This window comes from Streptomyces sp. NPDC038200, assembly GCF_055600785.1.
Genome location: NZ_JBVJYH010000017.1, coordinates 193936 through 217355, shown reverse-complemented (window position 1 = coordinate 217355; position 23420 = coordinate 193936). Strand labels below are relative to the sequence as shown.

25 protein-coding genes are annotated in these 23420 nt (G+C 70.9%); 10 read left to right on the top strand and 15 right to left on the bottom strand.

Features of this window, described 5'->3' with window-relative positions; translation table 11 throughout:
* The first annotated feature begins 110 nt into the window (after positions 1–110).
* Complete coding sequence (locus ACZ7KF_RS30190) at positions 111–1586, top strand: sensor histidine kinase (protein WP_471081813.1); 1476 nt, start codon at positions 111–113, stop codon at positions 1584–1586.
* A 231-nt stretch (positions 1587–1817) separates the two neighbouring features.
* Here ACZ7KF_RS30190 and ACZ7KF_RS30185 read toward each other — a convergent pair whose 3' ends face one another.
* Positions 1818–2075 carry a WhiB family transcriptional regulator gene (locus ACZ7KF_RS30185; protein ID WP_003992873.1) on the bottom strand — a complete coding sequence of 86 codons (258 nt, stop codon included), beginning with the start codon at positions 2073–2075 and terminating at the stop codon, positions 1818–1820.
* A 322-nt stretch (positions 2076–2397) separates the two neighbouring features.
* On the bottom strand, positions 2398–3366 hold the full coding sequence (locus tag ACZ7KF_RS30180) for a diacylglycerol/lipid kinase family protein (RefSeq protein WP_471081810.1): 969 nt from the start codon (positions 3364–3366) through the stop codon (positions 2398–2400).
* A 304-nt stretch (positions 3367–3670) separates the two neighbouring features.
* Between ACZ7KF_RS30180 and ACZ7KF_RS30175 the strand changes: the two genes are divergently transcribed.
* The gene (locus tag ACZ7KF_RS30175) at positions 3671–4123 is read left to right on the top strand and encodes a hypothetical protein (protein WP_471081807.1); all 453 of its coding nucleotides are present in this window, start codon (positions 3671–3673) and stop codon (positions 4121–4123) included.
* A gap of 84 nt (positions 4124–4207) precedes the next feature.
* Here ACZ7KF_RS30175 and ACZ7KF_RS30170 read toward each other — a convergent pair whose 3' ends face one another.
* The 3 genes from ACZ7KF_RS30170 to ACZ7KF_RS30160 form a co-directional block, all read right to left on the bottom strand.
* On the bottom strand, positions 4208–5314 hold the full coding sequence (locus tag ACZ7KF_RS30170; RefSeq protein ID WP_471081804.1) for an RNA polymerase sigma factor SigF: 1107 nt from the start codon (positions 5312–5314) through the stop codon (positions 4208–4210).
* Between the two features lie 17 nt (positions 5315–5331).
* The gene (locus tag ACZ7KF_RS30165; protein WP_225823325.1) at positions 5332–5748 is read right to left on the bottom strand and encodes an ATP-binding protein; all 417 of its coding nucleotides are present in this window, start codon (positions 5746–5748) and stop codon (positions 5332–5334) included.
* A 298-nt stretch (positions 5749–6046) separates the two neighbouring features.
* Complete coding sequence (locus ACZ7KF_RS30160; RefSeq protein ID WP_471081801.1) at positions 6047–6307, bottom strand: UBP-type zinc finger domain-containing protein; 261 nt, start codon at positions 6305–6307, stop codon at positions 6047–6049.
* Positions 6308–6369: 62 nt separating this feature from the next.
* On the opposite strand from ACZ7KF_RS30160, the gene ACZ7KF_RS30155 reads away from it, so the two are divergent.
* Positions 6370–7953, top strand: coding sequence for a Na+/H+ antiporter (locus tag ACZ7KF_RS30155; protein ID WP_471081798.1), 1584 nt, complete (start codon positions 6370–6372; stop codon positions 7951–7953).
* A gap of 39 nt (positions 7954–7992) precedes the next feature.
* On the opposite strand, the gene ACZ7KF_RS30150 is transcribed toward ACZ7KF_RS30155, so the two are convergent.
* Both ACZ7KF_RS30150 and ACZ7KF_RS30145 read right to left on the bottom strand, forming a co-directional pair.
* Complete coding sequence (locus tag ACZ7KF_RS30150; RefSeq protein WP_471081795.1) at positions 7993–8913, bottom strand: 1-aminocyclopropane-1-carboxylate deaminase/D-cysteine desulfhydrase; 921 nt, start codon at positions 8911–8913, stop codon at positions 7993–7995.
* A 181-nt stretch (positions 8914–9094) separates the two neighbouring features.
* Positions 9095–9688, bottom strand: coding sequence for an N-acetylmuramoyl-L-alanine amidase (locus ACZ7KF_RS30145; protein WP_471081792.1), 594 nt, complete (start codon positions 9686–9688; stop codon positions 9095–9097).
* A 296-nt stretch (positions 9689–9984) separates the two neighbouring features.
* On the opposite strand from ACZ7KF_RS30145, the gene ACZ7KF_RS30140 reads away from it, so the two are divergent.
* From ACZ7KF_RS30140 to ACZ7KF_RS30125, 4 genes are all read left to right on the top strand, one after another.
* Positions 9985–11391, top strand: coding sequence for a family 2B encapsulin nanocompartment shell protein (locus ACZ7KF_RS30140; RefSeq protein ID WP_471081789.1), 1407 nt, complete (start codon positions 9985–9987; stop codon positions 11389–11391).
* Between the two features lie 112 nt (positions 11392–11503).
* Complete coding sequence (locus ACZ7KF_RS30135; RefSeq protein ID WP_471081786.1) at positions 11504–12649, top strand: family 2 encapsulin nanocompartment cargo protein polyprenyl transferase; 1146 nt, start codon at positions 11504–11506, stop codon at positions 12647–12649.
* A 482-nt stretch (positions 12650–13131) separates the two neighbouring features.
* Entirely contained in the window at positions 13132–13716 is a 585-nt protein-coding gene (locus ACZ7KF_RS30130) for a dihydrofolate reductase family protein (RefSeq protein ID WP_471081783.1), read from the top strand.
* Between the two features lie 415 nt (positions 13717–14131).
* Positions 14132–14464 (top strand): DUF952 domain-containing protein, encoded by a 333-nt coding sequence (locus ACZ7KF_RS30125; RefSeq protein WP_471081781.1) that lies wholly within the window; start codon positions 14132–14134, stop codon positions 14462–14464.
* Between the two features lie 31 nt (positions 14465–14495).
* Here the strand turns inward: ACZ7KF_RS30125 and ACZ7KF_RS30120 are convergent, their stop codons facing one another.
* The 4 genes from ACZ7KF_RS30120 to sodN form a co-directional block, all read right to left on the bottom strand.
* Positions 14496–15266: a VOC family protein gene (locus ACZ7KF_RS30120; protein WP_471081778.1), complete on the bottom strand. Its 771-nt coding sequence runs from the start codon at positions 15264–15266 to the stop codon at positions 14496–14498.
* Between the two features lie 60 nt (positions 15267–15326).
* Positions 15327–15743: a VOC family protein gene (locus ACZ7KF_RS30115; RefSeq protein WP_471081775.1), complete on the bottom strand. Its 417-nt coding sequence runs from the start codon at positions 15741–15743 to the stop codon at positions 15327–15329.
* 34 nt (positions 15744–15777) lie between these two features.
* Entirely contained in the window at positions 15778–16179 is a 402-nt protein-coding gene (locus ACZ7KF_RS30110) for a helix-turn-helix transcriptional regulator (protein ID WP_471081773.1), read from the bottom strand.
* A gap of 142 nt (positions 16180–16321) precedes the next feature.
* The gene (gene sodN, locus ACZ7KF_RS30105; protein WP_014674929.1) at positions 16322–16717 is read right to left on the bottom strand and encodes a superoxide dismutase, Ni; all 396 of its coding nucleotides are present in this window, start codon (positions 16715–16717) and stop codon (positions 16322–16324) included.
* Positions 16718–16862: 145 nt separating this feature from the next.
* Between sodN and sodX the strand changes: the two genes are divergently transcribed.
* Positions 16863–17297 carry a nickel-type superoxide dismutase maturation protease gene (gene sodX, locus ACZ7KF_RS30100; RefSeq protein WP_471081857.1) on the top strand — a complete coding sequence of 145 codons (435 nt, stop codon included), beginning with the start codon at positions 16863–16865 and terminating at the stop codon, positions 17295–17297.
* Here sodX and ACZ7KF_RS30095 read toward each other — a convergent pair.
* The gene (locus tag ACZ7KF_RS30095; protein ID WP_471081770.1) at positions 17201–17830 is read right to left on the bottom strand and encodes a CGNR zinc finger domain-containing protein; all 630 of its coding nucleotides are present in this window, start codon (positions 17828–17830) and stop codon (positions 17201–17203) included. The two genes, sodX and ACZ7KF_RS30095, sit on opposite strands and share 97 nt — an antisense overlap.
* A gap of 100 nt (positions 17831–17930) precedes the next feature.
* Here ACZ7KF_RS30095 and ACZ7KF_RS30090 point away from each other — a divergent pair, with 100 nt between their 5' ends.
* On the top strand, positions 17931–18689 hold the full coding sequence (locus ACZ7KF_RS30090) for a class I SAM-dependent methyltransferase (RefSeq protein ID WP_471081767.1): 759 nt from the start codon (positions 17931–17933) through the stop codon (positions 18687–18689).
* Between the two features lie 65 nt (positions 18690–18754).
* Here the strand turns inward: ACZ7KF_RS30090 and ACZ7KF_RS30085 are convergent, their stop codons facing one another.
* From ACZ7KF_RS30085 to ACZ7KF_RS30075, 3 genes are read right to left on the bottom strand one after another with little or no spacing between them, the layout of a single operon-like run.
* Entirely contained in the window at positions 18755–19507 is a 753-nt protein-coding gene (locus ACZ7KF_RS30085) for an amino acid ABC transporter ATP-binding protein (RefSeq protein ID WP_471081854.1), read from the bottom strand.
* Between the two features lie 50 nt (positions 19508–19557).
* Positions 19558–20496 carry an amino acid ABC transporter permease gene (locus ACZ7KF_RS30080; RefSeq protein ID WP_471081764.1) on the bottom strand — a complete coding sequence of 313 codons (939 nt, stop codon included), beginning with the start codon at positions 20494–20496 and terminating at the stop codon, positions 19558–19560.
* Between the two features lie 37 nt (positions 20497–20533).
* The gene (locus ACZ7KF_RS30075; RefSeq protein WP_471081761.1) at positions 20534–21493 is read right to left on the bottom strand and encodes an ABC transporter substrate-binding protein; all 960 of its coding nucleotides are present in this window, start codon (positions 21491–21493) and stop codon (positions 20534–20536) included.
* Positions 21494–22039: 546 nt separating this feature from the next.
* Between ACZ7KF_RS30075 and ACZ7KF_RS30070 the strand changes: the two genes are divergently transcribed.
* On the top strand, positions 22040–23263 hold the full coding sequence (locus ACZ7KF_RS30070; RefSeq protein WP_471081758.1) for an NAD(P)-dependent malic enzyme: 1224 nt from the start codon (positions 22040–22042) through the stop codon (positions 23261–23263).
* Positions 23264–23420 lie beyond the last annotated feature (157 nt).

The following is a 23420-nucleotide window of genomic DNA, read 5'->3' as shown; positions in this document are numbered from 1 at the left end:
GCCGATGATGCTCCGGGCTGCGGTGCCGGTGAGGGTTGAGGGTCCCTTCCAGGCGCCGCGGCCCGCGGGTGTTTTTCGGCCACCCCCGGGGCCCCGGGTACGCTCGCCATGTGCCCTCCATGAACGAACTCGTACGCCAGCACACCGCCCTGGACGACTCCGACCTCGAGTGGCTCCACCTGCTGGTCTCGGAGTGGCAGCTGCTCTCCGACCTCTCCTTCGCCGATCTGGTGCTGTGGGTCCCCACCCGGGACGGCACCCGGTACGTCTCGGTCGCCCAGATGCGCCCCAACACCGGCCCCACCTCCTACCAGGACGACATGGTCGGCCACCTGGTCCCGCGCGGCCGGCGGCCCATGCTGGACGCGGCGCTGGACGAGGGCCGGATCGTGCGCGAGGGCGATCCGGAGTGGCGTGAAGAGGTTCCCGTACGGGTCGAGTCCATCCCCGTACGGCGTGAGGGCCGCGTCCTCGGCGTGATCGCCCGGAACACCAACCTGCTCACCGTGCGCACCCCGAGCCGGCTGGAGCTGACCTACCTCCAGAGCGCCTCCGACCTCGCGCAGATGATCGCGGCCGGCTCCTTCCCCTTCCCCGACCAGCAGGTCGACATGGACGCCTCCCCGCGCGTCGGCGACGGCCTGATCCGGCTGGACGCGGACGGCGTCGTCCAGTACGCCTCCCCGAACGCCCTGTCCGCCTACCACCGGCTCGGTCTCGCCGCCGACCTGGTCGGCCACCACCTCGGGCAGACCACCGCCGAACTCGCCCCGACCCGGGGGCCGGTGGACGAGGCGCTGGCCAAGGTGGCCAGCGGCTGGGCGCCGCGCGAGTTCGAGATCGAGTCCGGTGACGGCGTCATCCAGTTCCGGGCCATTCCCCTCAAGCCCAAGGGGACCCGGATCGGTTCGCTGGTCCTGCTCCGGGACGTCACCGAACTGCGTCGCCGTGAACGCGAGTTGATTACCAAGGACGCCACCATCCGGGAGATCCATCACCGGGTGAAGAACAACCTCCAGACGGTCGCCGCCCTGCTCCGGCTCCAGGCCCGGCGCATCGAGTCCGAGCGCGGCCGGGAGGCCCTGGAGGAGGCGGTCCGCCGGGTCGGCTCCATCGCGATCGTGCATGAGACGCTGTCTCAGAACCTGGACGAGCGCGTGGAGTTCGACGACATCGCCGACCGCGTGCTGGCCATGGTGGCGGAGATCTCGCCGGGCAAGGTGACCGGCCGGCGCAGCGGGCGGTTCGGCATACTCGACGCCGAGGTCGCCACTCCGCTGTCCATGGTCCTCACCGAGGTCCTGCAGAACGCCCTGGAGCACGGCTTCCGCGAGGGTGACACCGGGACGGTCGAGGTCTCCGCGGTGCGGGGCGGCACCACCAAGGAGGCGCGGCTGCTGGTCACCGTCCAGGACGACGGGGTCGGTCTGCCCGAGGGCTTCGACCCGCACCGCTCGGGCAACCTCGGTCTGCAGATCGTACGGACGCTGGTGGAGGGCGAGTTGGGCGGCTCGTTCGACATGGTGCCGGCGCCCGAGCGCGGGACCCGGGTGATCCTCGACATTCCGGTGCGGGCGCAGAAGTGACGGTCGGCGCGGTGGGCCGACGGGCCGGTGGCGCCGGGTGATCGCGGACGGCGGGGGAGCGGGCGCAGCAAAAAGCCCCGGACCGCCATTGGTCCGAGGCTGATGCTCGTTGCTGCTCTGCTTTTGTATCGCTAAGCGCATCGGGGGAACTGCGCGCTGCGGCTCGGGGGCGGGAGATGCGTACGTGCTGTACGCGCCGCCAAGCTCAGGCTGTCAGCAGGGGTGGGTGTGTCAGGCGGAGGCCTGACGAGCCCGGTTGCGAGCGGCGCGGCGCTTCATGGCACGGCGCTCGTCCTCGCTGAGACCACCCCAGACGCCGGAGTCCTGGCCGGACTCAAGCGCCCACTGCAGACACTGCTCGATCACCGGGCAGCGACGGCAGACGGCCTTGGCTTCCTCGATCTGCAGCAGCGCAGGACCGGTGTTGCCGATGGGGAAGAAGAGCTCGGGGTCTTCCTCGCGGCAAACGGCGTTGTGACGCCAGTCCATGGCTGCTACCTCTCCTTGGTATTACGTGCAAGTTGCTTGTGAATGTGAACGCTTTCACGAATCCCTCAACAAGTGAAGGGCCGACCGTCGAGTCTTCACCCGGCGGGGTCCTGTGGTATGTAGAGGGGTTCTGGTGATCAGTGGAGGCCGGTGTTGCGGGCCGTCCCGATCGCCAAGAAGAGACTCGCAAACCTCGGCGGCGGATACAACCCCTTCCGGAAAGTTTTTTTTGATTCCTCGGTGTCGACTAGGTCACAGCCGTACTTCCATGGGGTGGATCCTGGCCTAAACGTTCGAGTGAAAGGACTTTCGCCCGTTCCGCTCACACAATCACACGCAGTGCACGGCGTACGCCTGTGAACGTCACGCTCGTGCGCAGCCCCAGGTGGTCACCGTCCATCTGTAGGGGCAGAGGCACCTTCGAATGCAAGGTGAACTGGTCCAGGTCGTGCAGTGAGGTCGCGTGCTTGCCCTGGGGGCCGCGCTCGGGGGACGAAGTGAGCAACTGGGTGCCATACCGGGCAACCGCGGCCGTCGACAGGCGGCTGAGACCCAGCACATCGATGCCGGTATCGAACGAAGCCTTAGGTGACGTGTACATCGGGCGATTGCCGAGATACGTCCAAGGGGACGTGTTCGAGACTATGGCGACGACGAGATCCTCGATCGGGTCCGCGCCGGGCCGTTCCAGCGTGATCGTGCCGTGCCGGCGGTTCGGTTCGCCGAGGAACTGCCGGACCACCTGACGGACATAGAGGCCGTGCGTCGACTTCTTTCCGCGCTCGCGCTGCTGCTCGACCCGGCCGACCACGCCCGCGTCGAAACCCAGCCCGGCGTTGAAGGTGAACCACCGGGCGGGCACCGCCTCGTCCTCGGTGCCCGCCGGACCCGAGGTCAGCCCGAGGCCCACGACCCGCTCGGTCCCGTCGCGCAGCGCGTCCAGCAGCGCGCCGGTCGCCTCGACGGGATCGTTGGGCAGGCCCAGAGCGCGGGCGAAGACGTTGGTGGAACCACCGGGGACGACGGCCAGGCCGGGCAGGCGGTCCGGATCCGGGCCGGCGTGCAGCAGGCCGTTGACGACCTCGTTGACCGTGCCGTCCCCGCCGAGCGCCACCACCAGGTCGATGTCGTCGCTCTCCGCCGCCTGCCGGCCGAGGTCGCGTGCGTGGCCGCGGTACTCGGTGGTGACCGCCTCCAGCTTCATCTCGCTCGCCAGCGCGTGGATCAGCACGTCACGCCTGCGTGCGCTTGTGGTGGTTGCCGCCGGATTGACCACGAGAAGTGCACGCATGCATGGCAGCGTACCTACTGGGGGGTACCCGGCCCAGACCGAGGTAGGGATCCGGTAAGAGGCGGGGGCGTGAGCCTGGACACGATGACGCTGCCGAGGGCGGCCCCCTGACGCTGTCGAGGTGGCTCGACGACCTCCCCACGGGTGACCCCAGGACACTGTCGCGGGCGGTCGCCGCCGCGGGGCGGGCCGCCTTCTGGGGGGTGGCGGCGGCGCGGGGTGGTGCGGTGTCCGGCGGCTCCCGGCGCCCGATCCCGACCGCACCCGCGAGTCGGGGCCGGGGCCCGGCGGCTACCCTGCTGGGGTGAGCAGTCAGCAGAAACCCGCCCCGGACACCGCCGCAGCCGACGCGCCCGCGGAGCCGCGCCCGCGCCGGCTCACGTACGCGGCGGCACTGGCCGCGGTGGAGGGCGTCGCCCTGCTGGCCGGCGGTCTGGGGGTGCTCGTCCTCGGACTCACCGGCGCCCCCGACGACCGGCAGCAGGCCGTGACCCTCGGGATCACCCTGGCCGTTCTCGCCCTGCTGCCGCTGCTCGCCGCGCGCGGGCTGCTGCTGCGACGCGGCTGGAGCCGGGGCCCCGCGGTGATCACCCAGATCCTGGCCCTTCCGGTGGCCTACAACCTGCTCCATGCGGACAACATGGCCATTCCGGTCGGCATCGTCCTCGCGGTGGTCGCCGTGACGGCGCTGGTGCTCCTCGTCAACGGCGAGACGACCCGGGCCCTCGGAATCAAGGGACCGGGCCGGGCCGAGTAGGGCTCACCGAACGGCGCTCTCGGTTCCTGCCGGGCCCGCCGGACCCGGCAGGGTTCCGGCGGCGGACTCACCGAGCGGCGGCGCTCACTCCTCGACGAGGAGTTTCTCCCGCAGCTGGGCCAGTGTGCGGGCCAGCAGCCGGGAGACGTGCATCTGGGAGATGCCGACCTCCTGCGCGATCTGCGACTGGGTCATGTTCCCGAAGAAGCGCAGCAGCAGGATCCGCTTCTCGCGCGGCGGCAGGTCCTCCAGCAGCGGCTTGAGGGACTCGCGGTACTCCACGCCCTCCAGCGCCTCGTCCTCGGCGCCCAGGGTGTCGGCGACGGCCGGCGACTCGTCGTCCGTGTCGGGGACGTCCAGGGACAGGGTGGAGTACGCGTTCGCGGACTCCAGGCCCTCCAGGACCTCCTCCTCGGAGATGGCGAGCTTCTCGGCCAGCTCGTGGACCGTCGGGGAGCGGCCGTGCAGCTGGGACAGCTCGGCCGTCGCGGTGGTCAGCGACAGCCGCAGCTCCTGGAGCCGGCGCGGCACGCGGACCGCCCAGCCCTTGTCGCGGAAGTGCCGCTTGATCTCGCCGACGACGGTCGGGGTGGCGTACGTGGAGAACTCCACGCCGCGCTCGGGGTCGAACCGGTCGACGGACTTGATCAGGCCGATCGTGGCGACCTGGGTGAGGTCGTCCAGCGGCTCGCCGCGGTTGCGGAACCGGCGTGCCAGGTGCTCCACGAGCGGCAGGTGCATGCGGACGAGCTGGTTGCGCAGCTCCGCGTACTCCGCGCTGCCCGCGTTCAGCTTGCGCAGCTCGACGAACATCGCCCGCGCCCCGCTGCGGTCCTGGGCGTCGTGCTGTACGCCCTGCACGGCCTCCGCGTTCGGCGCGCCGTCCTCGGCGTATCGCTCGTGCTCGCTCATCGTCCCGCCCGTAGCCCTTCCCCGAGCCCCCGCCCCCGCGCGGACGGATCCGGCGCCGTCGCGTGTCTCCGGTGGCGCGCCCTGTTCGGCACCGTCACCGCCGACCTGCGCGGAGTCGTCCTCCGGGTGCGGCCTGGCCTGCTCGGGGATGCCGTCGATGCCGTCCGCCATGCGCCGGGAACCGTCCCGGGGGTCGCCCCCGGGGGTCTCGGCGTTCGACCAGGGGGCACCCCCGTCCCCGGTCGGCAGCTCTCGCGTGCCGCGCTCTTCGTCCCGCACCGGCCCGTCCCCGTTCCTCACGCCGGCCCGGGGCCGGCGCCGCGCTGTTTGTAGAGGCTGATCGACACCGTCTTGTCCTTGTCGACGGCGGACGAGACCTTGCCCGCGAGGGCCGACAGCACCGTCCAGGCGAAGGTGTCCCGCGAGGGGGCGTGGCCGTCCGTGGTCGGCGCCGACACCGTGACCTCCAGTGAGTCGTCGACGAGCCGGAAGACACAACTGAGCACCGAGCCGGGCACGGCTTGCTGGAGCAGGATCGCGCAGGCCTCGTCCACGGCGATGCGCAGATCCTCGATCTCGTCCAGGGTGAAGTCCAAGCGGGCCGCCAGACCGGCCGTGGCCGTCCGCAGCACCGACAGGTAGGCACCCGCAGCCGGCAGTCGGACTTCCACGAAGTCCTGGTTCGCCGCGGGCTCGCCTGCGATCTGGGACACCCTCACCTCCATGGTGGTACAAGCTTTACGGGGCCGAGGGTCGCCCCCCGGGGTAACGCGTACGTGGTTCAAGCGGTGACGCTATCGCGCTCCGAACGTTCCTGTCCCCGGGACCCCAACCCCCTGGCGTCACTCACAGTAAAGCTGTGGATACGCTCCGTGTCTAGAGGGTTTGCGGGCCCAAATGGGAAGAGCGCGCGCCGGGTTGACGTACCCAGACGTCATACGCTCGAACCGTCGTGCGGCAGCCGCCGCATGCAGTGTCACACGAGAGGGCGGTCGGGCGAGACTCCTCCGCTCAGACGAGCACGTGATCGACGAAGCACCACCGCCAGTCCTCGCCCGGCTCGAAGGTCCGCATCACCGGGTGACCGGACTGCGCGTGGTGCTCCGTCGCGTGCCGTCCCGGCGAGGAATCGCAGCAGCCGATGTGCCCGCAGGTGAGGCACAGCCGCAGCTGTACCGGGTGGGTGCCGTCCCGCCGGCACTCCGGACAGGTCTTGTCGAGCGGCTCCGGTTCCGGGTGCGGCAGCGCGTCGGCATGCGTGCACTGTTTCATGATTGCCAGATTACGACGGGTGTGCGGGTGGCCGCGCGGAAAAACGAGGGTGGGCGAAGACCATGGACGTGATGCCCCTGCTGTTGCTGGTGGCGGGCAGTGCCGCGGTGGCCGCTGCGGCCCGGCGCACTCCCGCGCCGGCGCCGCTGCTGCTGGTCGCGGTGGGTCTGGCGGTCTCCTACATCCCCGGAGTGCCGTCGTACACCCTCGATCCGCACGTCGTCCTGCCGCTGCTGCTGCCCCCGCTGCTGTACACCTCGGCGAGCGACAGCTCCTACCTCGACCTGCGGGCGCAGCTGCGACCGGTGGCGCTGCTCTCGGTGGGGTACGTGCTCTTCGCGACCTTCGCCGTCGGTTGGGCCGCCTATCTGATCGTCCCCGGGCTGTCGCTGCCCGCCGCGCTGGTGCTCGGCGCCGTGGTGGCCCCGCCGGACGCGGTGGCCGCCACGGCGGTCGCGCGCCGGGTCGGCCTGCCCTCCCGGATCACCACAGTCCTCCAGGGCGAGTCCCTGCTGAACGACGCCACGGCGATCACCGCCTACAAGGTGGCCCTCGGCGCCGCCGTCGGCGCGGGGGCCACCTGGGCGGGCGGGATCGGCGAGTTCGCGCTCGCCGCGATCGGCGGTGTGGGGATCGGACTCGTCCTCATGGCCCCGCTGCACTGGCTGCGCACCCATCTGACCGAGCCCCTGCTCCAGAACACGCTCTCGCTGCTGATCCCGTTCGTCGCCTACGGAGTCGCCGAGCAGGCGCACGCCTCCGGGGTGCTCGCCGTCGTGGTCGTCGCCCTCTACCTGGGCCACCGCGCGTGGGAGGTCGACTTCGCCACCAGGCTCCAGGAGGAGGCGGTGTGGAAGATGGTCGCCTTCGTACTGGAGTCCGCGGTGTTCGCCCTGATCGGTCTCCAGCTCCCGATCGTCCTCAAGCGGCTCGGCGAGTACGAGGGCACCTCCGCCGCCTGGTACGCGGTCGCCGTCTTCGTGGTCGTGGTGGTGGCCCGGTTCGTCTGGGTCTACCCGGCCACCTTCCTGCCCCGGCTGCTGTCGGCGCGCATCAGGGAGCGCGAGGAGAACCCCACCTGGCGGGGCGCGATGGTCACCTCGTGGGCCGGCATGCGCGGTGTCGTGTCCCTGGCCATCGCCTTCGCCATCCCGTCGTCCATGGCCGCCGGCCCCCGCAACCTGATCCTCTTCCTGACCTTCACCACCGTCATCGGCACGCTCGTCGTCCAGGGCGTGACGCTGCCGCCGCTGATCCGGCTGCTCAGGTTCCCCGGCCGCGACCGGCAGGCCGAGACGCTCGCCGAGGCCAACGCCCAGGCACAGGCCTCGCGAGCCGCCGAGGCCCGGCTCGACGAACTCCTCTCCGACGAGCGCAACGCCCTGCCGCCGCCGCTCGCCGACCGGCTGCGTACGGTCCTGGAGCGCCGCCGCAACGCCGTCTGGGAGCGGCTCGGCCAGGTCAACCCCGTCACCGGCGAGTCCGTGGACGACACCTACCGCAGGCTGTCCCGCGAGATGATCAGCGCCGAACGCGAGGTCTTCGTCCGGCTCCGCGATCACCGCTACATCGACGACGAGATGCTGCGTGCCCTGCTGAGGCGCCTGGACCTGGAGGAGGCGGCGGCCTACAGGGAGGCCGCTTAGCGCTTCCGGGACGCGGCCGGCCGGGTCGGGGGCGGCCGGTCAGCGATCCGGGTCGGTTGCCGGGGGTTCCGGGAACGGCCGTCCGGTGACGACGGCGGCGACCGTCGTCCCGCGCGGGAAGGCACCTTCCTCCGCGAGGGTGACGAGTCCGTACAGCAACTTGGCGACATAGAGACGCTCCACGGGCATTCCGTGCCGCTGCTCGAAGTCCTGTGCGAAGGCTTCCAGCTCGGGTGTCGTGCGGGCGTACCCGCCGCAGTGGAAGCGGTCGTCCAGGGACCAGGTACCGCTGCGGGCGCCGAAGGCACGTTCCTGCAGGGTCTGTACGTCGGCTGCCAGGAAGCCGCCCCTGAGGACCGGTATGCCGAGCGCGCGCTGGCCGGCCCCCAGACCCGCGGCGAGGCCGGCGAGGGTGCCGCCGGTACCGCAGGCGATCGCGGCGACGTCGGCGTGGCCGCGCAGTTCCGCGCCGAGGGCACGGCAGCCGCGTACCGCCTCGGTGTTGCTGCCGCCCTCGGGGACGACATGGGCCCCCTCGGCGCCCGCCGCGCGCAGGATCCCGGCCAGGGTCTCCGGCTCGGTCTTGCGGCGGTATGTCGATCTGTCGACGAAGTGCAGCCGCATGCCGTCGGCCGCGCACCGGGCCAGGGACGGGTTGAGCGGCCGGCCGGCCAGCTCCTGACCGCGGACCACGCCCGTCGTCGGCAGGCCCAGCAGGCGGCCCGCGGCGGCGGTGGCCCGCAGATGGTTGGAGTACGCCCCGCCGAAGGTGACCAGGGCGCGGCCCCGCGCCGCCGCGAGGTTCGGCACCAGCTTGCGCCACTTGTTGCCGACGAGGTCGGGATGGATCAGGTCGTCTCGCTTGAGCAGCAGCCGGAGCCCATGGCGGCCGAAACGGTCGTCGCGTATCTCCTGGAGGGGGGAGGGGAGGCGAGGGGCGAGGGGGTCGGGGCCGGTCACGGCTTCATTCTCGCGGGTGTGGCACCGCGGCGTACCCACCGCCGACGCCCCGCCCGCCCCGGACCGCCTCGGACCGCCTCGGCCCCGCCCCACGGCCGCCCGGCCCCACGGCCGCCCCGCCCCACGGGCCGCCCCCGGATCGCGCCGGCCCGGACGGAGCCGCGTCGCGCCCCCGGCGGCGCTACCCCTTCAGGCGTTCCTCGATCCGCTCCCTCAGCCACGTCATCGTGAACCCCCGGGGGTCCACCTTCCCCGGCTGCCACTCCAGATGGCCGATGACCGAGCGTTCCGTCCAGCCGTGACGGCGGCACAGCGCCGCGGCGACCCGTGTGATCGCCTCCAGCTGCTCCTCCGGCCACGGGTCCTCCCCGTCGCCGAGGTTCTCGCACTCGAAGCCGTAGAAGTGCCGGTTGCCGTCGGTGTTCGCCTCGTTGTCCAGCGGCAGCCTCTTCTCGGCGATCACCGCGCGCAGCACCTCGTCGTCGCCGAGCCCGGCATGGTTGGCACGGCCGTAGCCCACCAGGTGGACCTTGCCGTCCTTGGTGATCACGCCGTGGCACAGGGGCCCCGGCAGTTCCGGGTAGCCGTCCCGGCACAGCTCCACCGTGTGCTCGCCGCCGCGGGTCACCGTGTGGTGGATCATCACGCCGTGGACGGGCCCCCAGGGACCCTTGTGATTGCGGTGGTGATGCTGCCAGTCGCCTACCTCGACGACCGTGACGCCCTCCGCCCGCAGTGCGTCCAGAAACCCGCTCGCCGACATGGGTGGGGCCATGCCCGACTCCTTCGTGCCGTGCCCGTCCGGCCGCGGATCGCGGCCGTCTGTCCTGCCTGCTTCTACCGAAACCGGACGTCTCGGAACACATCGTTCGTACGCTGTGCGAGCCGATCCGGACAGGCGGCCCATGTCGGGAACACTGGTCGAGGTCCCTCTTTGTGCCCAGTAATCCGATGATCCATTCCCGCTCTTTCGGGTAATGGCGCGCGCACGGACCGTGCTGGAAGGCTCGTGTGCGAGACCGGCTCCAGGAGCGAATTCGGCGCCGGGCATACATGGGAGGGCATTTCCTTATGTCGGTAGGCGAAGAGGTCCGCACGGATCAGGGCAAGCCGCAGCAGTCCCTCGGGACGGCGGCCGCGCGGAACCTGGCCACCACCACCAAGTCCGTTCCGCAGATGCAGGAGATCAGCTCCCGCTGGCTGCTGCGCACGCTTCCCTGGGTGGATGTCCAGGGCGGCACGTACCGGGTGAACAGGCGGCTGACGTACGCCGTCGGCGACGGCCGCATCACCTTCGTGAAGACCGGGGACCAGGTGGAGGTCATCCCCGCCGAACTGGGCGAGCTGCCGGCCCTGCGGTCGTACGAGGACGAGGTGGTGCTGGCGGAGCTGGCCCGGCGCTGCCGGCAGCGTGACTTCGCGCCCGGCGAGGTGATCGCCGACTTCGGCAACCAGACGAACGAGGTCTATCTGCTGGCCCACGGCAGGGTCGAGAAGGTCGGCACGGGCCCCTACGGCGACGACGCCGTCCTCGGGGTCCTCGCCGACGGCGCCTACTTCGGCGACCAGGCGCTGATCGACCCGGAGGCGATCTGGGAGTACACCGTCCGCGCGGACACCGCGACCACGGTGCTGATCCTCTCCCGCCAGGACTTCGAACAGATCGCGGAACGCTCCGACTCGCTGCGCGCGCACCTGGAACAGCTGCGCGCGGTCCCCGAGCAGCGGACCAACAAGTACGGCGAGAAGGAGGTCGAGCTGGCGGCCGGCCACTCCGGCGAGCCCGACATCCCGCACACCTTCGTGGACTACGAGGCGCGGCCCCGCGAGTACGAACTGAGCATCGCCCAGACCGTGCTGCGCATCCACTCGCGCGTGGCCGACCTCTACAACCAGCCGATGAACCAGACCGAGCAGCAGCTGCGGCTGACGGTCGAGGCGCTGAAGGAGCGTCAGGAGCACGAGCTGGTCAACAACCCGGAGTTCGGCCTGCTCAGCAACTGCGAGTACGACCAGCGGATCCAGCCGCACGACGGCGTGCCCGGCCCGGACGACCTGGACGAGCTGCTCAGCCGCCGCCGGGGCACCAAGCTGCTGCTGGCCCACCCGCGCGCGATCGCGGCGATCGGACGCGAGCTGAACAAGCGCGGACTGGTCCCGGAGACGATCGACATCGCCGGCAACCGCATCCCCACCTGGCGTGGGGTGCCGATCTACCCGTGCAACAAGATCCCGGTCACCGAGGCCCGTACGACCTCCATCATCGCCATGCGTACCGGCGAGTCCGAGCAGGGCGTCATCGGCCTCAGGCAGTCCGGCATCCCGGACGAGATCGAGCCGAGCCTGTCGGTCCGCTTCATGGGCATCAACGAGCAGGCCATCATCAAGTACCTGGTGACGGCGTACTACTCGGCCGCCGTCCTGGTGCCCGACGCGCTCGGTGTGCTGGAGAACGTGGAGATCGGCCGGTGGAGGTGACGTTTCCGCACGTCGCGGCCGTGTCCCCGCCCTCCGGGGCGGGTCGGCCCTCGGGGTGTGCGTCCGGCCGGGCCGGTGACGCCGGCCCTCGCGGACCTGGCGAGGGGGAGGCATGGCCGAGTTCATGACGGAGACCGACGAGCGTTCCCCCGGAGGGCCGACGGCCGGCGCACCGGGGCAGCCGCGGGAGGGGACCGGGGACGCCGCCGCCGGTCCGCTCGACGGGCAGGAGGCGGCGGCACTGCTGGAGGGCACCCGGGCCCTGGTCGACCCGGAGCTGCGCGCGGCCATCGAATCGCTGCCCGGCGCCATGCGCCGGGCCGGGCTCTACCACTTCGGCTGGGAGGGCGCCGACGGCACGCCGGCGGCGGGCAACGCGGGCAAGGCGATAAGGCCGGCGCTCGTGCTGGGGGCCGCCGCCGCGCTCGGCGGCCCGGCGGCCCGGGTGGCGGCCGTCCGGGCCGCCGCGGCGGTCGAACTGGTGCACAACTTCACCTTGTTGCACGACGACGTGATGGACCGGGACGCCACCCGGCGGCACCGGCCGACGGTCTGGACCGTGTTCGGTGACGCCGACGCGATCCTCGCCGGGGACGCCCTCCAGGCGCTGGCCCTGCGGCTGCTCGCCGAGGACCCGCATCCGGCCGCCGGCCCGGCCGCGGCCCGGCTCACGGCCTGTGTCATCGAGCTGTGCGAGGGCCAGCACACGGACACCGATCTGGAGCGGCGCGCACCGGAGACGGTCACCCTGGACGAGGTGCTCGCCATGGCCGAGGCCAAGACCGGCGCCCTGCTGGGCTGTGCCTGCGCGGTCGGCGCGCTGTACGCGGGCGCGGGGGACGAGGAGGTGTCCGCGCTGGACGGCTTCGGCCGTCAGGCGGGGCTCGCCTTCCAGTTGATCGACGATGTCATCGGCATATGGGGGGACCCGCGGCACACGGGCAAGCCGTCCGGCGCGGATCTCGCCGCCCGCAAGAAGTCCCTGCCGGTGGTGGCGGCGCTCACCTCCGGTACTCCGGCGGCGGTCGAACTGGCCGCGCTGTACGGGAAGCCGTACGTGGAGGGGGAGGCGGGAGCCGGGGAGATCGCGCGTACGGCACTGGCGGTGGAGCGGGCCGGCGGCCGGGACTGGGCGCAGGCCGAGGCCGCCGACCGGATGGCCCGGGCCATGCAGGAGCTGGCCCGTGCGGTGCCCGATCCCGAGGCGGCGGGCGGTCTGCTGGCGCTCGCCGAGTTCGTCACCCGGCGTACCAGCTGAGTGCTGCCGGTTCCGGCAGCCGGAGGAACCCGGAGTCCTCGGCCCCGTGCGGCTCCTGACCCCGCACGGGTGATCGGGGGGCTCCGGTCAGGCGGCCCCGCACGTCCCCACGGTGTGCGGGGCCCCGCTCTGTCCGAACCGGTCCGCTTACCGGCCCGCCCGGCCCCCTTCGCACCGAGCCCGTGCACTCCGAGCCCCTGCGCTCCGAGTCCCTGCGCTCCGAGTCCCTGCGCTCCGAGTCCGTGCGCTGCGGACCCCTTCGTTCCACGTTCTCCCGGTCCAGACACTCTCCGCCCAGGGCCTCTCGGTCCAGGACCTCCCGGTCCAGGGCCTGTCCTTTCCGGACTCGCTCGTTCCGGATCTGGTGCCGGAATTCCCTTGCACCACGACAGTTGGAGTACTACAAATGAACCACTACAGGCGGAGCGGTTCGTTCGGCGGTCACGCCGGCCGCCCGCCACCCCCGACAGAAAGAGTCCGGCTTGCGCAAGCTCACGTACTTCATCGCCTGTTCGCTCGACGGCTTCATCGGTGACGAGCACGGCGATGCCTCCGCGATGTACTCGTTCGTGGACGACGAGTACATCGCCTTCCTCGCGGCGGAGTTCCCGGAGACCCTGTCCACCCACGGCCGTCGGGCGCTCGGCCTGGACCACCTGGAGAACAAGCGGTTCGACACGGTGATCCAGGGGCGGGCCAGCTACGAGGTCGCCCTGCGGGAGGGCATCACCAGTCCCCACGGCCACCTGCGCGAATATGTCGCCTCCCGCACCCTCGGCGCCTCGCCCGACCCGAACGTCGAGATCATCGCCGACGACCTGATCGGCCGGGTCCGCGCGCTCAAGGCGGAGGACACCGGGCTGGACATCTATCTGTGCGGCGGTTCCAGGATCGCCGGAGCACTGCTCGACGAGATCGACGAACTCGTGATCAAGACCTACCCGTTCGTCTACGGCAAGGGCATGCCGATGTTCGGCACCGGTGCGGACCTCGAGGAGTTCACCCCGGATTCCCTGCGCACCTTCGGCAACGGCGCGCTGGTGCGGACGCTCGGCAGGAAGCGCTGAGGCCGCGGCCGCTCTACCCTGAGGGCATGGGCAGCGAGCAAGCCGTCTGTCCCGTCTGCGGACAGCCCGTCCAAACGGTCGTCAAGCGGCACAAGACCCTGGGTGCCTGGGTGCCGGTCTGGGGACCCGGCCCGTGCCGCAACCCCGACTGCGGGGCCCACGCGGAAACCGGCCGACCGGCCGCCGGCACCGACCGACCGGCCTCCGGCACGGGCCGATCCGCTGGCCCCGATCGTTCCGTCGGCCCTGACCGGCCTCCCGGCCCCGCCTTCGGCCAGGCCCCGGGTGACGCCCCCGCCTCCGGTCCGGTCCCGGGTGGCGGCCCCGGGTCGGCCCCCGGGCCCGATCGGTCCGCCGGTGGTGAGGACAGAGCCGGCTGAGTGTCCGGGCGGCCGGGGCGCCGTAGCGTGGGCGCATGCCGAAGCTTCCGTACATCCTGCACATCACCGAGCGCTCCCTGTGGGAGACGGCGCGCGAGCGCGGCGCCTACGAGCTGTCCACCCGGGGCCGCACGCTCCAGGAGGAGGGCTTCATCCACTTCTCCACCCGTGACCAGCTGCCGCGCGTGGCCGGTTTCCTCTACGGCGGCTACGACGGCCCGGACGAGCTGGTCGTGCTGGTCGTGGACCCGGCCCGGGTCGGGGCGCCGGTGCGGTACGAGTCCGTCGAGCCGGGCGGGGAGGAGTTCCCGCACGTGTACGGGCCCGTGCCGGTCGAGGCGGTGGTGGACGTGGAGCCCTGGGGGTGAGGCGGCCGGGCGGACCGGTCCCGTCCGGCGCCTACCCGGCGTCGGCGCGCCGACCGCCTTCCCGACCGCTGCCGCCGGGCAGCCCGCCCGTCTCCGGGTCGCGGCCGGTCAGGCAGTAGAGGCCGCCGGCCGGGTCGCGCATCACCGTCCAGTGGGCGCCCTCGTCCACGAGCACGGCACCCAGCTCCTCGTGCCGCGCGCGGACGGCGCCGATGTCCGCGCAGGCGAGGTCGAGGTGAGCGGAGGCCGGGCGCTCCTCGTCGAGCCGCTGGAGCAGCAGCCGGACGGGGAGGCCCGCGGGCGGCAGCAGCGCGGTGAACTCGGGCCGGGAACCCGCCCGCCGCTCCCACCCCGTGAGCCCGGCCCAGAAGGCGGCCTCGGTGTCGTACCGGGACGGCGGGATGTCGAGGCACACCTGGTCCAGCCGGCCGCCGGACACCACCGGTGGCCGTACCGCCTCCCCGTGCCAGGGCACCGCGCAGAACAACTGGCCGCCCGGGGAGCGGAGTACGGCCCAGTCGCCGTGGTCCGCCACGAGTTCGGCGCCGTGCCGGCGGGCCAGTGCGGTCAACTCCCGTACGTCCTCGGTGCACAGGTCGAGGTGGGCGCCGCCGTCCCCCTCGGTGACGCCTTGGAGCTTCACGCTCGGGTCCGCCCCTTCGGGCAGCAGGGTCACGAACTCGCCGTCATCGCCCCGGAATTCGGACAGCCGCGTGCCCGTGACGGCCGTCCAGAAGGCGCACGCGTCGGCGAGCCGTGCGGCGGGACGGTCGGCGAAGGCGTACGTCCAGCGGATCATCATGCGGGGAGTCTAGGCGGGGTCTCCTGATGATCAAGGGGTGAGCGGGGGCGGGGGCGGGGTTCAGCCCGTGGGGCGTTCGATGAAGCGGAGCTGGTTGCCGGCCGGGTCGCGGAAGGCGCAGTCGCGCACTCCGTACGCCTGGTCCATCGGCTCCTGGAGGACGTCGGCACCGGACTCCCGTACGCGTTCGTACAGCGCGTCGCAGTCCGGGGTGGTGAAGATGACCCCGCGCAGCAGGCCCTTGGCGAGGAGTTCGTTGAGCGCCTGCTTGTCGGCGGGGGAGGCGTCCGGGCTCGCGTCCGGCGGCTCCAGGACGATCTCCACGTCCGGCTGGAGCGGAGAACCCAGGGTCACCCAGCGCATCCCTTCGAAGCCCACGTCGTTGCGGATCTCCAGACCGAGCACATCGCGGTAGAAGGCGATGGCCTTGTCGTGGTCGTCCACGGCGATGAAGCATTGCGCGAGTTTCACGTCCATGGACTCACCCTAGAACCGGCGGAGGCGCGACGCGTCAGTACGGGCGACGGCGCGGCCGGGTCAGCCTGCGGGCCACGCAGGACGGGATCGCCGCGCTCTCCTCGTGGTCGCGGGCGCGGTAGGCGCTCGGCGTCTCGCCCACCAGCTCGGTGAACCGGGAGCTGAAGGAACCGAGCGAGGTGCAGCCGACGGCGAGGCACACCTCCGTCACCGTGAGATCGCCCCGGCGCAGCAGTGCCTTGGCCCGCTCGATCCGGCGGGTCATCAGATAGCTGTACGGCGTCTCCCCGAACGCCTTGCGGAAACTGCGCTGGAAGTGTCCCGGGGACATCAGGGCGTCGCGGGCGAGAACGGTCATGTCGAGCGGCTCGGCGTACTCACGGTCCATGCGGTCACGCACGCGCCGCAGCCGTCTCAGGTCCTCCAGTGCGGTCACCCGCTCAGCTTCGCACAGGACCCCACAGCAGCGACCCGGGAGTGCGGCGGACCGATCCTCGCGGCCCTGCCGGCCGCCGGTACGGGTACGGGCAAGGGCCCGGCCGGTGAACCGGCCGGGCCCTTTTCGGGGAGAGAAAGCCTCAGGCCTTCTTGGTCTCCCAGAAGATCTTGTCGATCTGGGCGATGTAGTCGAGCGCCTTCTGGCCCGTCGCCGGGTCGGTGGACGCCTTGGCGGCCGAGAGGGCCTTCAGGGTGTCGTTGACCAGCTGGTGCAGCTCCGGGTACTTCTCGAAGTGCGGGGCCTTGAAGTAGTCGCTCCAGAGGACGGAGACGTGGTGCTTCGCGAGCTCGGCGCGCTGCTCCTTGATGACGGTGGCGCGCGCCTGGAAGTGGGGGTCGTCGTTGCCGGCCATCTTTTCCTGGACGGCCTTCACCGACTCCGCCTCGATGCGGGCCTGGGCCGGGTCGTACACGCCGCAGGGCAGGTCGCAGTGGGCGCTGACCTTGACCTTGGGGGCAAACAGGCGGGAAAGCATGGAGCATTCCTTCCTCGTGATCGTCTTCTCAGGTGCGACATTACTCCCTGTGGAAGGCGATTTCTCGGGTGCCCCCTAGGGCTTAGGACAAAAGTCCAGGGTCAAACTGAGACTGGTGGAGGAACGGACCGGGGAGGTGCCGGGGATGCCGGAGCTGTCGCAGGAGACCGAGCGGGGCAGGGCCGTGGCGCCCTTCGGGCTGGCCGAGGTGACCGGCCCGTCCATGGTGCCCACGCTGCACCACGGTGATCAGCTGCTGGTGCGGTACGGGGGCGCGGTCAGGCCCGGTGACGTCGTGGTCCTGCGTCATCCGTTCCAGCAGGACCTGCTCGTCGTCAAGCGTGCCGTGGAGCGCCGCGAGGGCGGCTGGTGGGTGCTCGGGGACAATCCGTACGCGGGCGGGGACAGCACGGACTACGGCGTGGTGCCCGAGGAGCTGATCCTCGGAACGGCGTGGCTCCGGTTCCGGCCGGTCAGGGCCGGTCAGCGTTCGCCGCTCGCACTGCTGCGCTGGGCACTCTCGGCGGCGAGGCCGCTGCTGCCCGACCGGTCGGCCTCCAAGCGCTTGCGGGCCCGGTAGGCGGCCACGTTGGCACGGGTGGCGCAGCGGTCCGAGCAGTAGCGCCGGGAGCGGTTGGTGGAGGTGTCCAGGTAGGCGTTGCGACAGGGGGGCGCCTGGCACAGGCCGAGGCGGTCGACGCCGTACTCGGTGAGGTGGAAGGCCAGGCCCATCGCCGCGATCGCCGCATAGCCGGCGGTGGCGTTGGAGGGGTGATCGGCCAGGTGCATGTGCCACAGGGGGCGGCCGTCCTCGTCGCGGAAGTCGTGCCCGGAGATCTGCGGGCTGACCGGGAACTCCAGCAGCAGTGAGTTCAGCAGGTCCACGGCCAGCGTCTCGTCGCCCTGGTCGGCGGCCTCGAAGACCCCGCGCAGCCGCGTCCGGACCGAGCGGAAGCGGGTGACGTCGGCGTCGGTGGCGCGGCGGGCCGCCGACGCGTTGACGCCGAAGAGGTCACGGACGGCCTCGACCGTGGTGAGGGTGTCCTTGCCCCGGGCCGGCTCCTCGGTGTTGACGAGACGCACGGCGTAATCCGAGTAATAGGCCAGTTCCACTTGTAGTCCTTACGAGGGCGTTTTATCGTCGTGTCTGCGGTCGGGTAACAGCCGGTCGTGCATCCAGGGTATTACGCGAACCGAGAGGAGTCGGTGGTCCATGACCACGAGTGCCGGAACCGACTGGGCGGCCTGGCAGGAGAGCTGGGACCGGCAGCAGGAGTGGTACATGCCGGACCGCGAGGAACGCTTCGGGATCATGCTCGACATGGTCGAGGCGCTCGTCGGCACGGCCCCGCGCGTGCTCGACCTCGCCTGCGGCACCGGCAGCATCACCGCCCGGCTGCTCCGCCGCTTCCCCGCGGCCACCAGCACCGGAGTCGATCTCGACCCGGCGCTGCTCGCCATCGCGCACGGCACCTTCGAGGGCGACGACCGCGTCTCCTTCGTCACCGCCGACCTCAAGGACCCCGACTGGCCGGCCCGGCTGCCGCACGACTCCTACGACGCCGTCCTGACCGCCACGGCCCTGCACTGGCTGCACAGCGAACCCCTCGCGGCCCTCTACGGTCAGGTCGCGGGGCTGGTCCGCGACGGCGGTCTCTTCATGAACGCGGACCACATGATCGATGAGAGCACGCCGCGGATCAACGCGGCGGAGCGCGCGCGGCGGCACGCCCGTATGGATCAGGCCAAGCGGGACGGCGCCCTGGACTGGGCGCAGTGGTGGCAGCTGGCCGCCCAGGACCCGGTCCTCGCCGAGCCGACCGCCCGCCGCTTCGAGATCTACGGCGAGCACGCGGACGGGGACATGCCGTCGGCGGCGTGGCACGCGCGCACCCTGCTGGCGCAGGGCTTCGGCGAGGCCAGGCCGGTGTGGTGCTCGCCGTCGGACACGCTGCTGCTGGCGCTGAAGTGAGCCGGGCATGAGCGAGAGGGGCGGTACGGGAGACCCGTACCGCCCCTTCGGCCGTCAGCGGAGTGTCAGAGGACCTTGGACAGGAACGACTGCGTCCGCTCGTGCTGCGGGTTCGTCAGGACGTCCCTCGGGTGGCCGGATTCGACCACCACACCGCCGTCCATGAAGACCAGGCTGTCGCCCACCTCGCGGGCGAAGCCCATCTCGTGGGTGACGACGACCATGGTCATGCCGGACTCGGCGAGGTCGCGCATGACGTCCAGGACGTCACCCACCAGCTCCGGGTCCAGGGCCGAGGTCGGCTCGTCGAACAGCATCAGCTTCGGTTCCATCGCCAGCGCCCGGGCGATCGCCACGCGCTGCTGCTGGCCGCCGGACAGCTGGGAGGGGTAGTGCCCGGCCCGGTCGGCCAGGCCCACGCGCTCCAGCAGCTGCATGGCCCGTTCCTTGGCCTGGGTCCGGTTCACGCCCTTCACCTGCACCGGCGCCTCCATGACGTTCTCCAGAGCCGTCATGTGCGGGAACAGGTTGAAGCGCTGGAAGACCATGCCGATGTCACGGCGCTTCATGGCGACCTCGCGGTCGCGCAGCTCGTACAGCTTGTCGCCCTGCTGGCGGTAGCCGACCAGCTCGCCGTCGACGTACAGCCGCCCGGCGTTGATCTTCTCCAGGTGGTTGATGCACCGCAGGAAGGTCGACTTCCCGGAGCCGGAGGGGCCGATGAGGCAGAACACCTCGCCCGGCTTCACCTCCAGGTCGATGCCCTTCAGCACCTCGACGTGTCCGAAGGACTTGTGCACGCCCTGCGCCCTGACCATCGGGACGGTCCCCTCGGCCGGGGCGTCCTGCGTCTTGCTCAGCTTGTCGGTCATGCGCTCACCGCTCCCCTCGGGCGGCCCAGCGACAGCATGTTCGCACGCACCTTCTGCCACGGCGTCGGCGGCAACTGGCGGCTGGAGCCGCGGGCGTAGTAGCGCTCGATGTAGTACTGGCCCACGCTCAGCACCGAGGTCATGATCAGGTACCAGGCCGCGGCGAGGAAGTACATCTCCACCGGGGCGCCGGAGTTCTGGCCGATGTCCTGGGCGTAGCGGAACAGCTCGGGATACTGGACGGCCGCCACGAGCGAGGTCGTCTTCAGCATGTTGATCACTTCGTTGCCCGTCGGCGGCACGATCACGCGCATCGCCTGCGGGATGACGACCCGCCGGAGCGTCTTGCTGTGGCTCATGCCCAGGGCGTGGGCCGCCTCGGTCTGGCCCTCGTCCACCGCGAGCAGGCCGGCGCGGCAGATCTCCGCCATGTACGCCGCCTCGTTCAGACCCAGGCCGAGCAACGCCGTCAGCAGCGGCGTCATGAAGTTCGACCACTCGTCCTTGTAGAGCGGCATCAGGTTGATGTACTGGAAGACCAGGCCCAGGTTGAACCACAGGAACAACTGGACCAGAACCGGGGTTCCGCGGAAGAACCAGATGTAGAACCAGGCGATGGACGAGGTCACCGGGTTCTTCGACAGCCGCATCACCGCGAGCAGGATGCCGCCGACGATGCCGATCAGCATCGACAGGACCGTCAGCAGCAGCGTCTTGTAGACGCCGGTCATGATGCGGTCGTCGAAGAAGTAGTCGGGAACCGCGTGCCAGTTGATCTTGCCCTGGCCGAACGCGTAGATGATCGCGACGAGGATCGCGATCGCGATGACGGCGGAGACGTATCGTCCGTAGTGCCGGACCGGAATGGCCTTGATGGCCTCGGCGCCGGCCGGGGGCGTGTCCTTCGGCCCCGCCGTCTTGTCGATGTCAGTCACGGGTCATGCCTCTCAGTGGCCGCTGCTCTGGCGCGGGTCACTTGCCGCCGTTGATCACGGACTCCTTGACGGCGCCGTCCTGGGCGCCCCACTTCTCGAGGATCTTCTTGTACTCGCCGCTCTTGATGACCGCGTTCATCGCGGCCTGGAGGGCGTCCCGCAGCTGGGTGTCGTCCTTGGCGACCGCGATGCCGTACGGGGCGGCCTCGACCTGGTCACCGACCAGCTCGAAGTCCTTGCCGCCGCCCGAGGTCTTCGCCGCGTACGCGGCGACCGGGAAGTCGGAGGAGGCCGCGTCCACGCCGCCCGAGCGCAGCCGGGTCTGGGACTGCTGGTCGTCGTCGAAGGGCTCGATGGTGAGCTTCTTGCCGCTCGGACACTTCTTGGCCTCCTGCTTGGCCAGGTCCTCCGAGACGGTGCTGCGCTCGACGGCGATCTTCTTGCCGCACAGGTCCGACCAGCCGTTGATGCCCTGGGTCTCGCCCTTGCGGGTGTAGATCGAGACACCGGCGGTCAGGTAGTCGACGAAGTCGACGCCCTCGCCGACCTTCTTGCCCGTGTCGGGGTCGACACCCTCCTGACGGTTCTTGTTGTCCGTCATCGCCGACATCGCTATGTCGAAGCGGCCCGAGCGCAGACCGGTGAGCAGGCCGTCGAAGGTGCCGTTGTCGAACTCGAAGGTCACCCCGAGCTGCTTGCCCATGGCCGCCGCGAGGTCCGGGTCCAGGCCGACGGCCTTGCCGGAGGAGTCCTTGAACTCCACCGGGGCGTACGCGATGTCCGAACCGACCTTGATCGTGCCCTTGCTCCGGATGTCCTGGGGGAGCTTGTCGGCCAGCGGGGCGTTGTTCGCGGACGCGTTGCCGGAGCCCTGGTCCTTGTCCTTGGTCTGGTCACCGCAGCCGGTGAGCAGCAGGGCGCCTGCGACCGCGATCGCACCGGCCGCGGCCAGACGGGAGCGCACGGCGCTGGTACGACGGGTGGAGCTTGCGGTCATCGTGGTTCCTCCGGCGGATGGGAAGAGTTGCCGATGGGTCGACGGAAACACACACCTTCGGGTGTCGCGACCTCGTGGGTTTACGGCATCTTGCCATTCGGACTACGCCATTCAAGGGCGCCGCTATGTCAAAATCGGATAACGGGTGACCCCCGAATCGCATCAGGTCGGTACATCCCTGGTCCATAGCCACCGAACCATCTGCGGGAATCCGGTGCTCCGGCCGGAAAATCTTCTGCGTGTCTCAGGATGTGGTCAGCCGGGCCTGCGCGTTTTCGCGCCAATCCGGCCTCGTCGGCCGCGCGTCACGTCCGCGTCGTCCGCCGGTTCCCCGATGTGACCTTGCACCTAATGGACTCGTCGCGGGCACCGTCCGTCCGGTAAGAAGGTTCTTTACACCCCTCATCCGGGGCTCAGGGCGCGTGTGCGGCGCGCCCGTCGCGTACAGCTCGTACGTATCCGCAATCGAGCTGTACGTGGTGCCCGCCCACCCCTCACCAGGAGTGGTCGACCCTCAAACCATGCATAGCTAAGGGGTAAGACAAAGTGGCAGCGGAGATCGTCAATCCTCGCAGCGACGGCACAACGGACCAGGACGGCGGGGCCGAGCCCCTCGATTCCTTCGATCCGGTGTTCGCGCTGCACCGTGGCGGCAAGATGGCCGTGCAGGCCACCGTGCCGGTCCGTGACAAGGACGACCTTTCCCTCGCGTACACGCCCGGCGTCGCGCGCGTGTGCACCGCGATCGCGGAACAGCCGGAGCTGGTCAACGACTACACGTGGAAGTCCAACGTGGTCGCCGTCGTGACCGACGGTACGGCCGTGCTCGGACTCGGGGACATCGGTCCCCAGGCCTCCCTCCCCGTGATGGAGGGCAAGGCGATCCTGTTCAAGCAGTTCGGTGGCGTCGACGCGGTGCCGATCGCGCTCGACTGCACCGACGTGGACGACATCGTCGAGACCGTCGTCCGGCTCGCTCCCTCGTTCGGCGGAGTGAACCTGGAGGACATCTCGGCGCCTCGGTGCTTCGAGATCGAGCGCCGGCTCCAGGAGCGCCTGGACATCCCGGTCTTCCACGACGACCAGCACGGCACGGCCGTCGTGACGCTCGCGGCGCTGCGCAACGCGGCCCGTCTGAGCAGGCGCGAGATCGGGCAGCTGCGGGCCGTCATCTCGGGCGCCGGCGCGGCCGGTGTCGCCATCGCCAAGATGCTGATCGAAGCCGGCATCGGGGACGTGGCCGTGGCGGACCGCAAGGGCGTCGTGTCGGCGGACCGGCAGGACCTCACCGAGGTCAAGCGCGAGCTGGCCGGATTCACGAACAAGGCCGGCCTCACCGGCTCGCTGGAGGACGCCCTCGCGGGCGCGGACGTCTTCATCGGCGTCTCCGGCGGCACGGTCCCGGAGGAGGCCGTGGCCTCCATGGCCGAGGGCGCCTTCGTGTTCGCGATGGCCAACCCGAACCCGGAGGTGCACCCGGACGTCGCGCACAAGTACGCGGCGGTCGTCGCCACCGGGCGGTCGGACTTCCCGAACCAGATCAACAACGTGCTGGCCTTCCCCGGGATCTTCGCGGGGGCGCTGCAGGTGCGGGCCACACGGATCACCGAGGGCATGAAGATCGCCGCCGCGGAGGCGCTGGCCGCCGTGGTCGGGGACGACCTCGCCGCCGACTACGTCATTCCGTCGCCGTTCGACGAGCGGGTCGCCCCCGCGGTGACGGCGGCGGTGGCCGCGGCCGCGCGGGCCGAGGGCGTCGCTCGTCACTGACATCGCCCTGAATGGCCCCGTCCGCCCGGACGGGGCCATTTCTCTGCCCTGGGCGGCCCGGCCGGGTGATGACGAGGTGCCGTGGGGGAGTGCTGCCGGCGGGCTGCTCCGCCGGAGTGCTGTCACGCAAGAGGGCATGTGTCACAGGGCGCTGTGG

What these genes read in the sequence shown, in the direction of transcription:
- ACZ7KF_RS30140 (WP_471081789.1), top strand. Translation starts at nt 9,985, where the DNA reads ATGTCGGTAGGCGAAGAGGTCCGCACGGATCAGGGCAAGCCGCAGCAG.
- ACZ7KF_RS30115 (WP_471081775.1), bottom strand. Translation starts at nt 15,743, where the DNA reads ATGGACGTGAAACTCGCGCAATGCTTCATCGCCGTGGACGACCACGAC.
- ACZ7KF_RS30135 (WP_471081786.1), top strand. Translation starts at nt 11,504, where the DNA reads ATGGCCGAGTTCATGACGGAGACCGACGAGCGTTCCCCCGGAGGGCCG.
- ACZ7KF_RS30180 (WP_471081810.1), bottom strand. Translation starts at nt 3,366, where the DNA reads ATGCGTGCACTTCTCGTGGTCAATCCGGCGGCAACCACCACAAGCGCA.
- ACZ7KF_RS30160 (WP_471081801.1), bottom strand. Translation starts at nt 6,307, where the DNA reads ATGAAACAGTGCACGCATGCCGACGCGCTGCCGCACCCGGAACCGGAG.
- ACZ7KF_RS30185 (WP_003992873.1), bottom strand. Translation starts at nt 2,075, where the DNA reads ATGGACTGGCGTCACAACGCCGTTTGCCGCGAGGAAGACCCCGAGCTC.
- sodN (WP_014674929.1), bottom strand. Translation starts at nt 16,717, where the DNA reads ATGCTTTCCCGCCTGTTTGCCCCCAAGGTCAAGGTCAGCGCCCACTGC.
- sodX (WP_471081857.1), top strand. Translation starts at nt 16,863, where the DNA reads ATGCCGGAGCTGTCGCAGGAGACCGAGCGGGGCAGGGCCGTGGCGCCC.
- ACZ7KF_RS30090 (WP_471081767.1), top strand. Translation starts at nt 17,931, where the DNA reads ATGACCACGAGTGCCGGAACCGACTGGGCGGCCTGGCAGGAGAGCTGG.
- ACZ7KF_RS30145 (WP_471081792.1), bottom strand. Translation starts at nt 9,688, where the DNA reads ATGGCCCCACCCATGTCGGCGAGCGGGTTTCTGGACGCACTGCGGGCG.
- ACZ7KF_RS30075 (WP_471081761.1), bottom strand. Translation starts at nt 21,493, where the DNA reads ATGACCGCAAGCTCCACCCGTCGTACCAGCGCCGTGCGCTCCCGTCTG.
- ACZ7KF_RS30120 (WP_471081778.1), bottom strand. Translation starts at nt 15,266, where the DNA reads ATGATGATCCGCTGGACGTACGCCTTCGCCGACCGTCCCGCCGCACGG.
- ACZ7KF_RS30085 (WP_471081854.1), bottom strand. Translation starts at nt 19,507, where the DNA reads ATGGTCAGGGCGCAGGGCGTGCACAAGTCCTTCGGACACGTCGAGGTG.
- ACZ7KF_RS30155 (WP_471081798.1), top strand. Translation starts at nt 6,370, where the DNA reads ATGGACGTGATGCCCCTGCTGTTGCTGGTGGCGGGCAGTGCCGCGGTG.
- ACZ7KF_RS30125 (WP_471081781.1), top strand. Translation starts at nt 14,132, where the DNA reads ATGCCGAAGCTTCCGTACATCCTGCACATCACCGAGCGCTCCCTGTGG.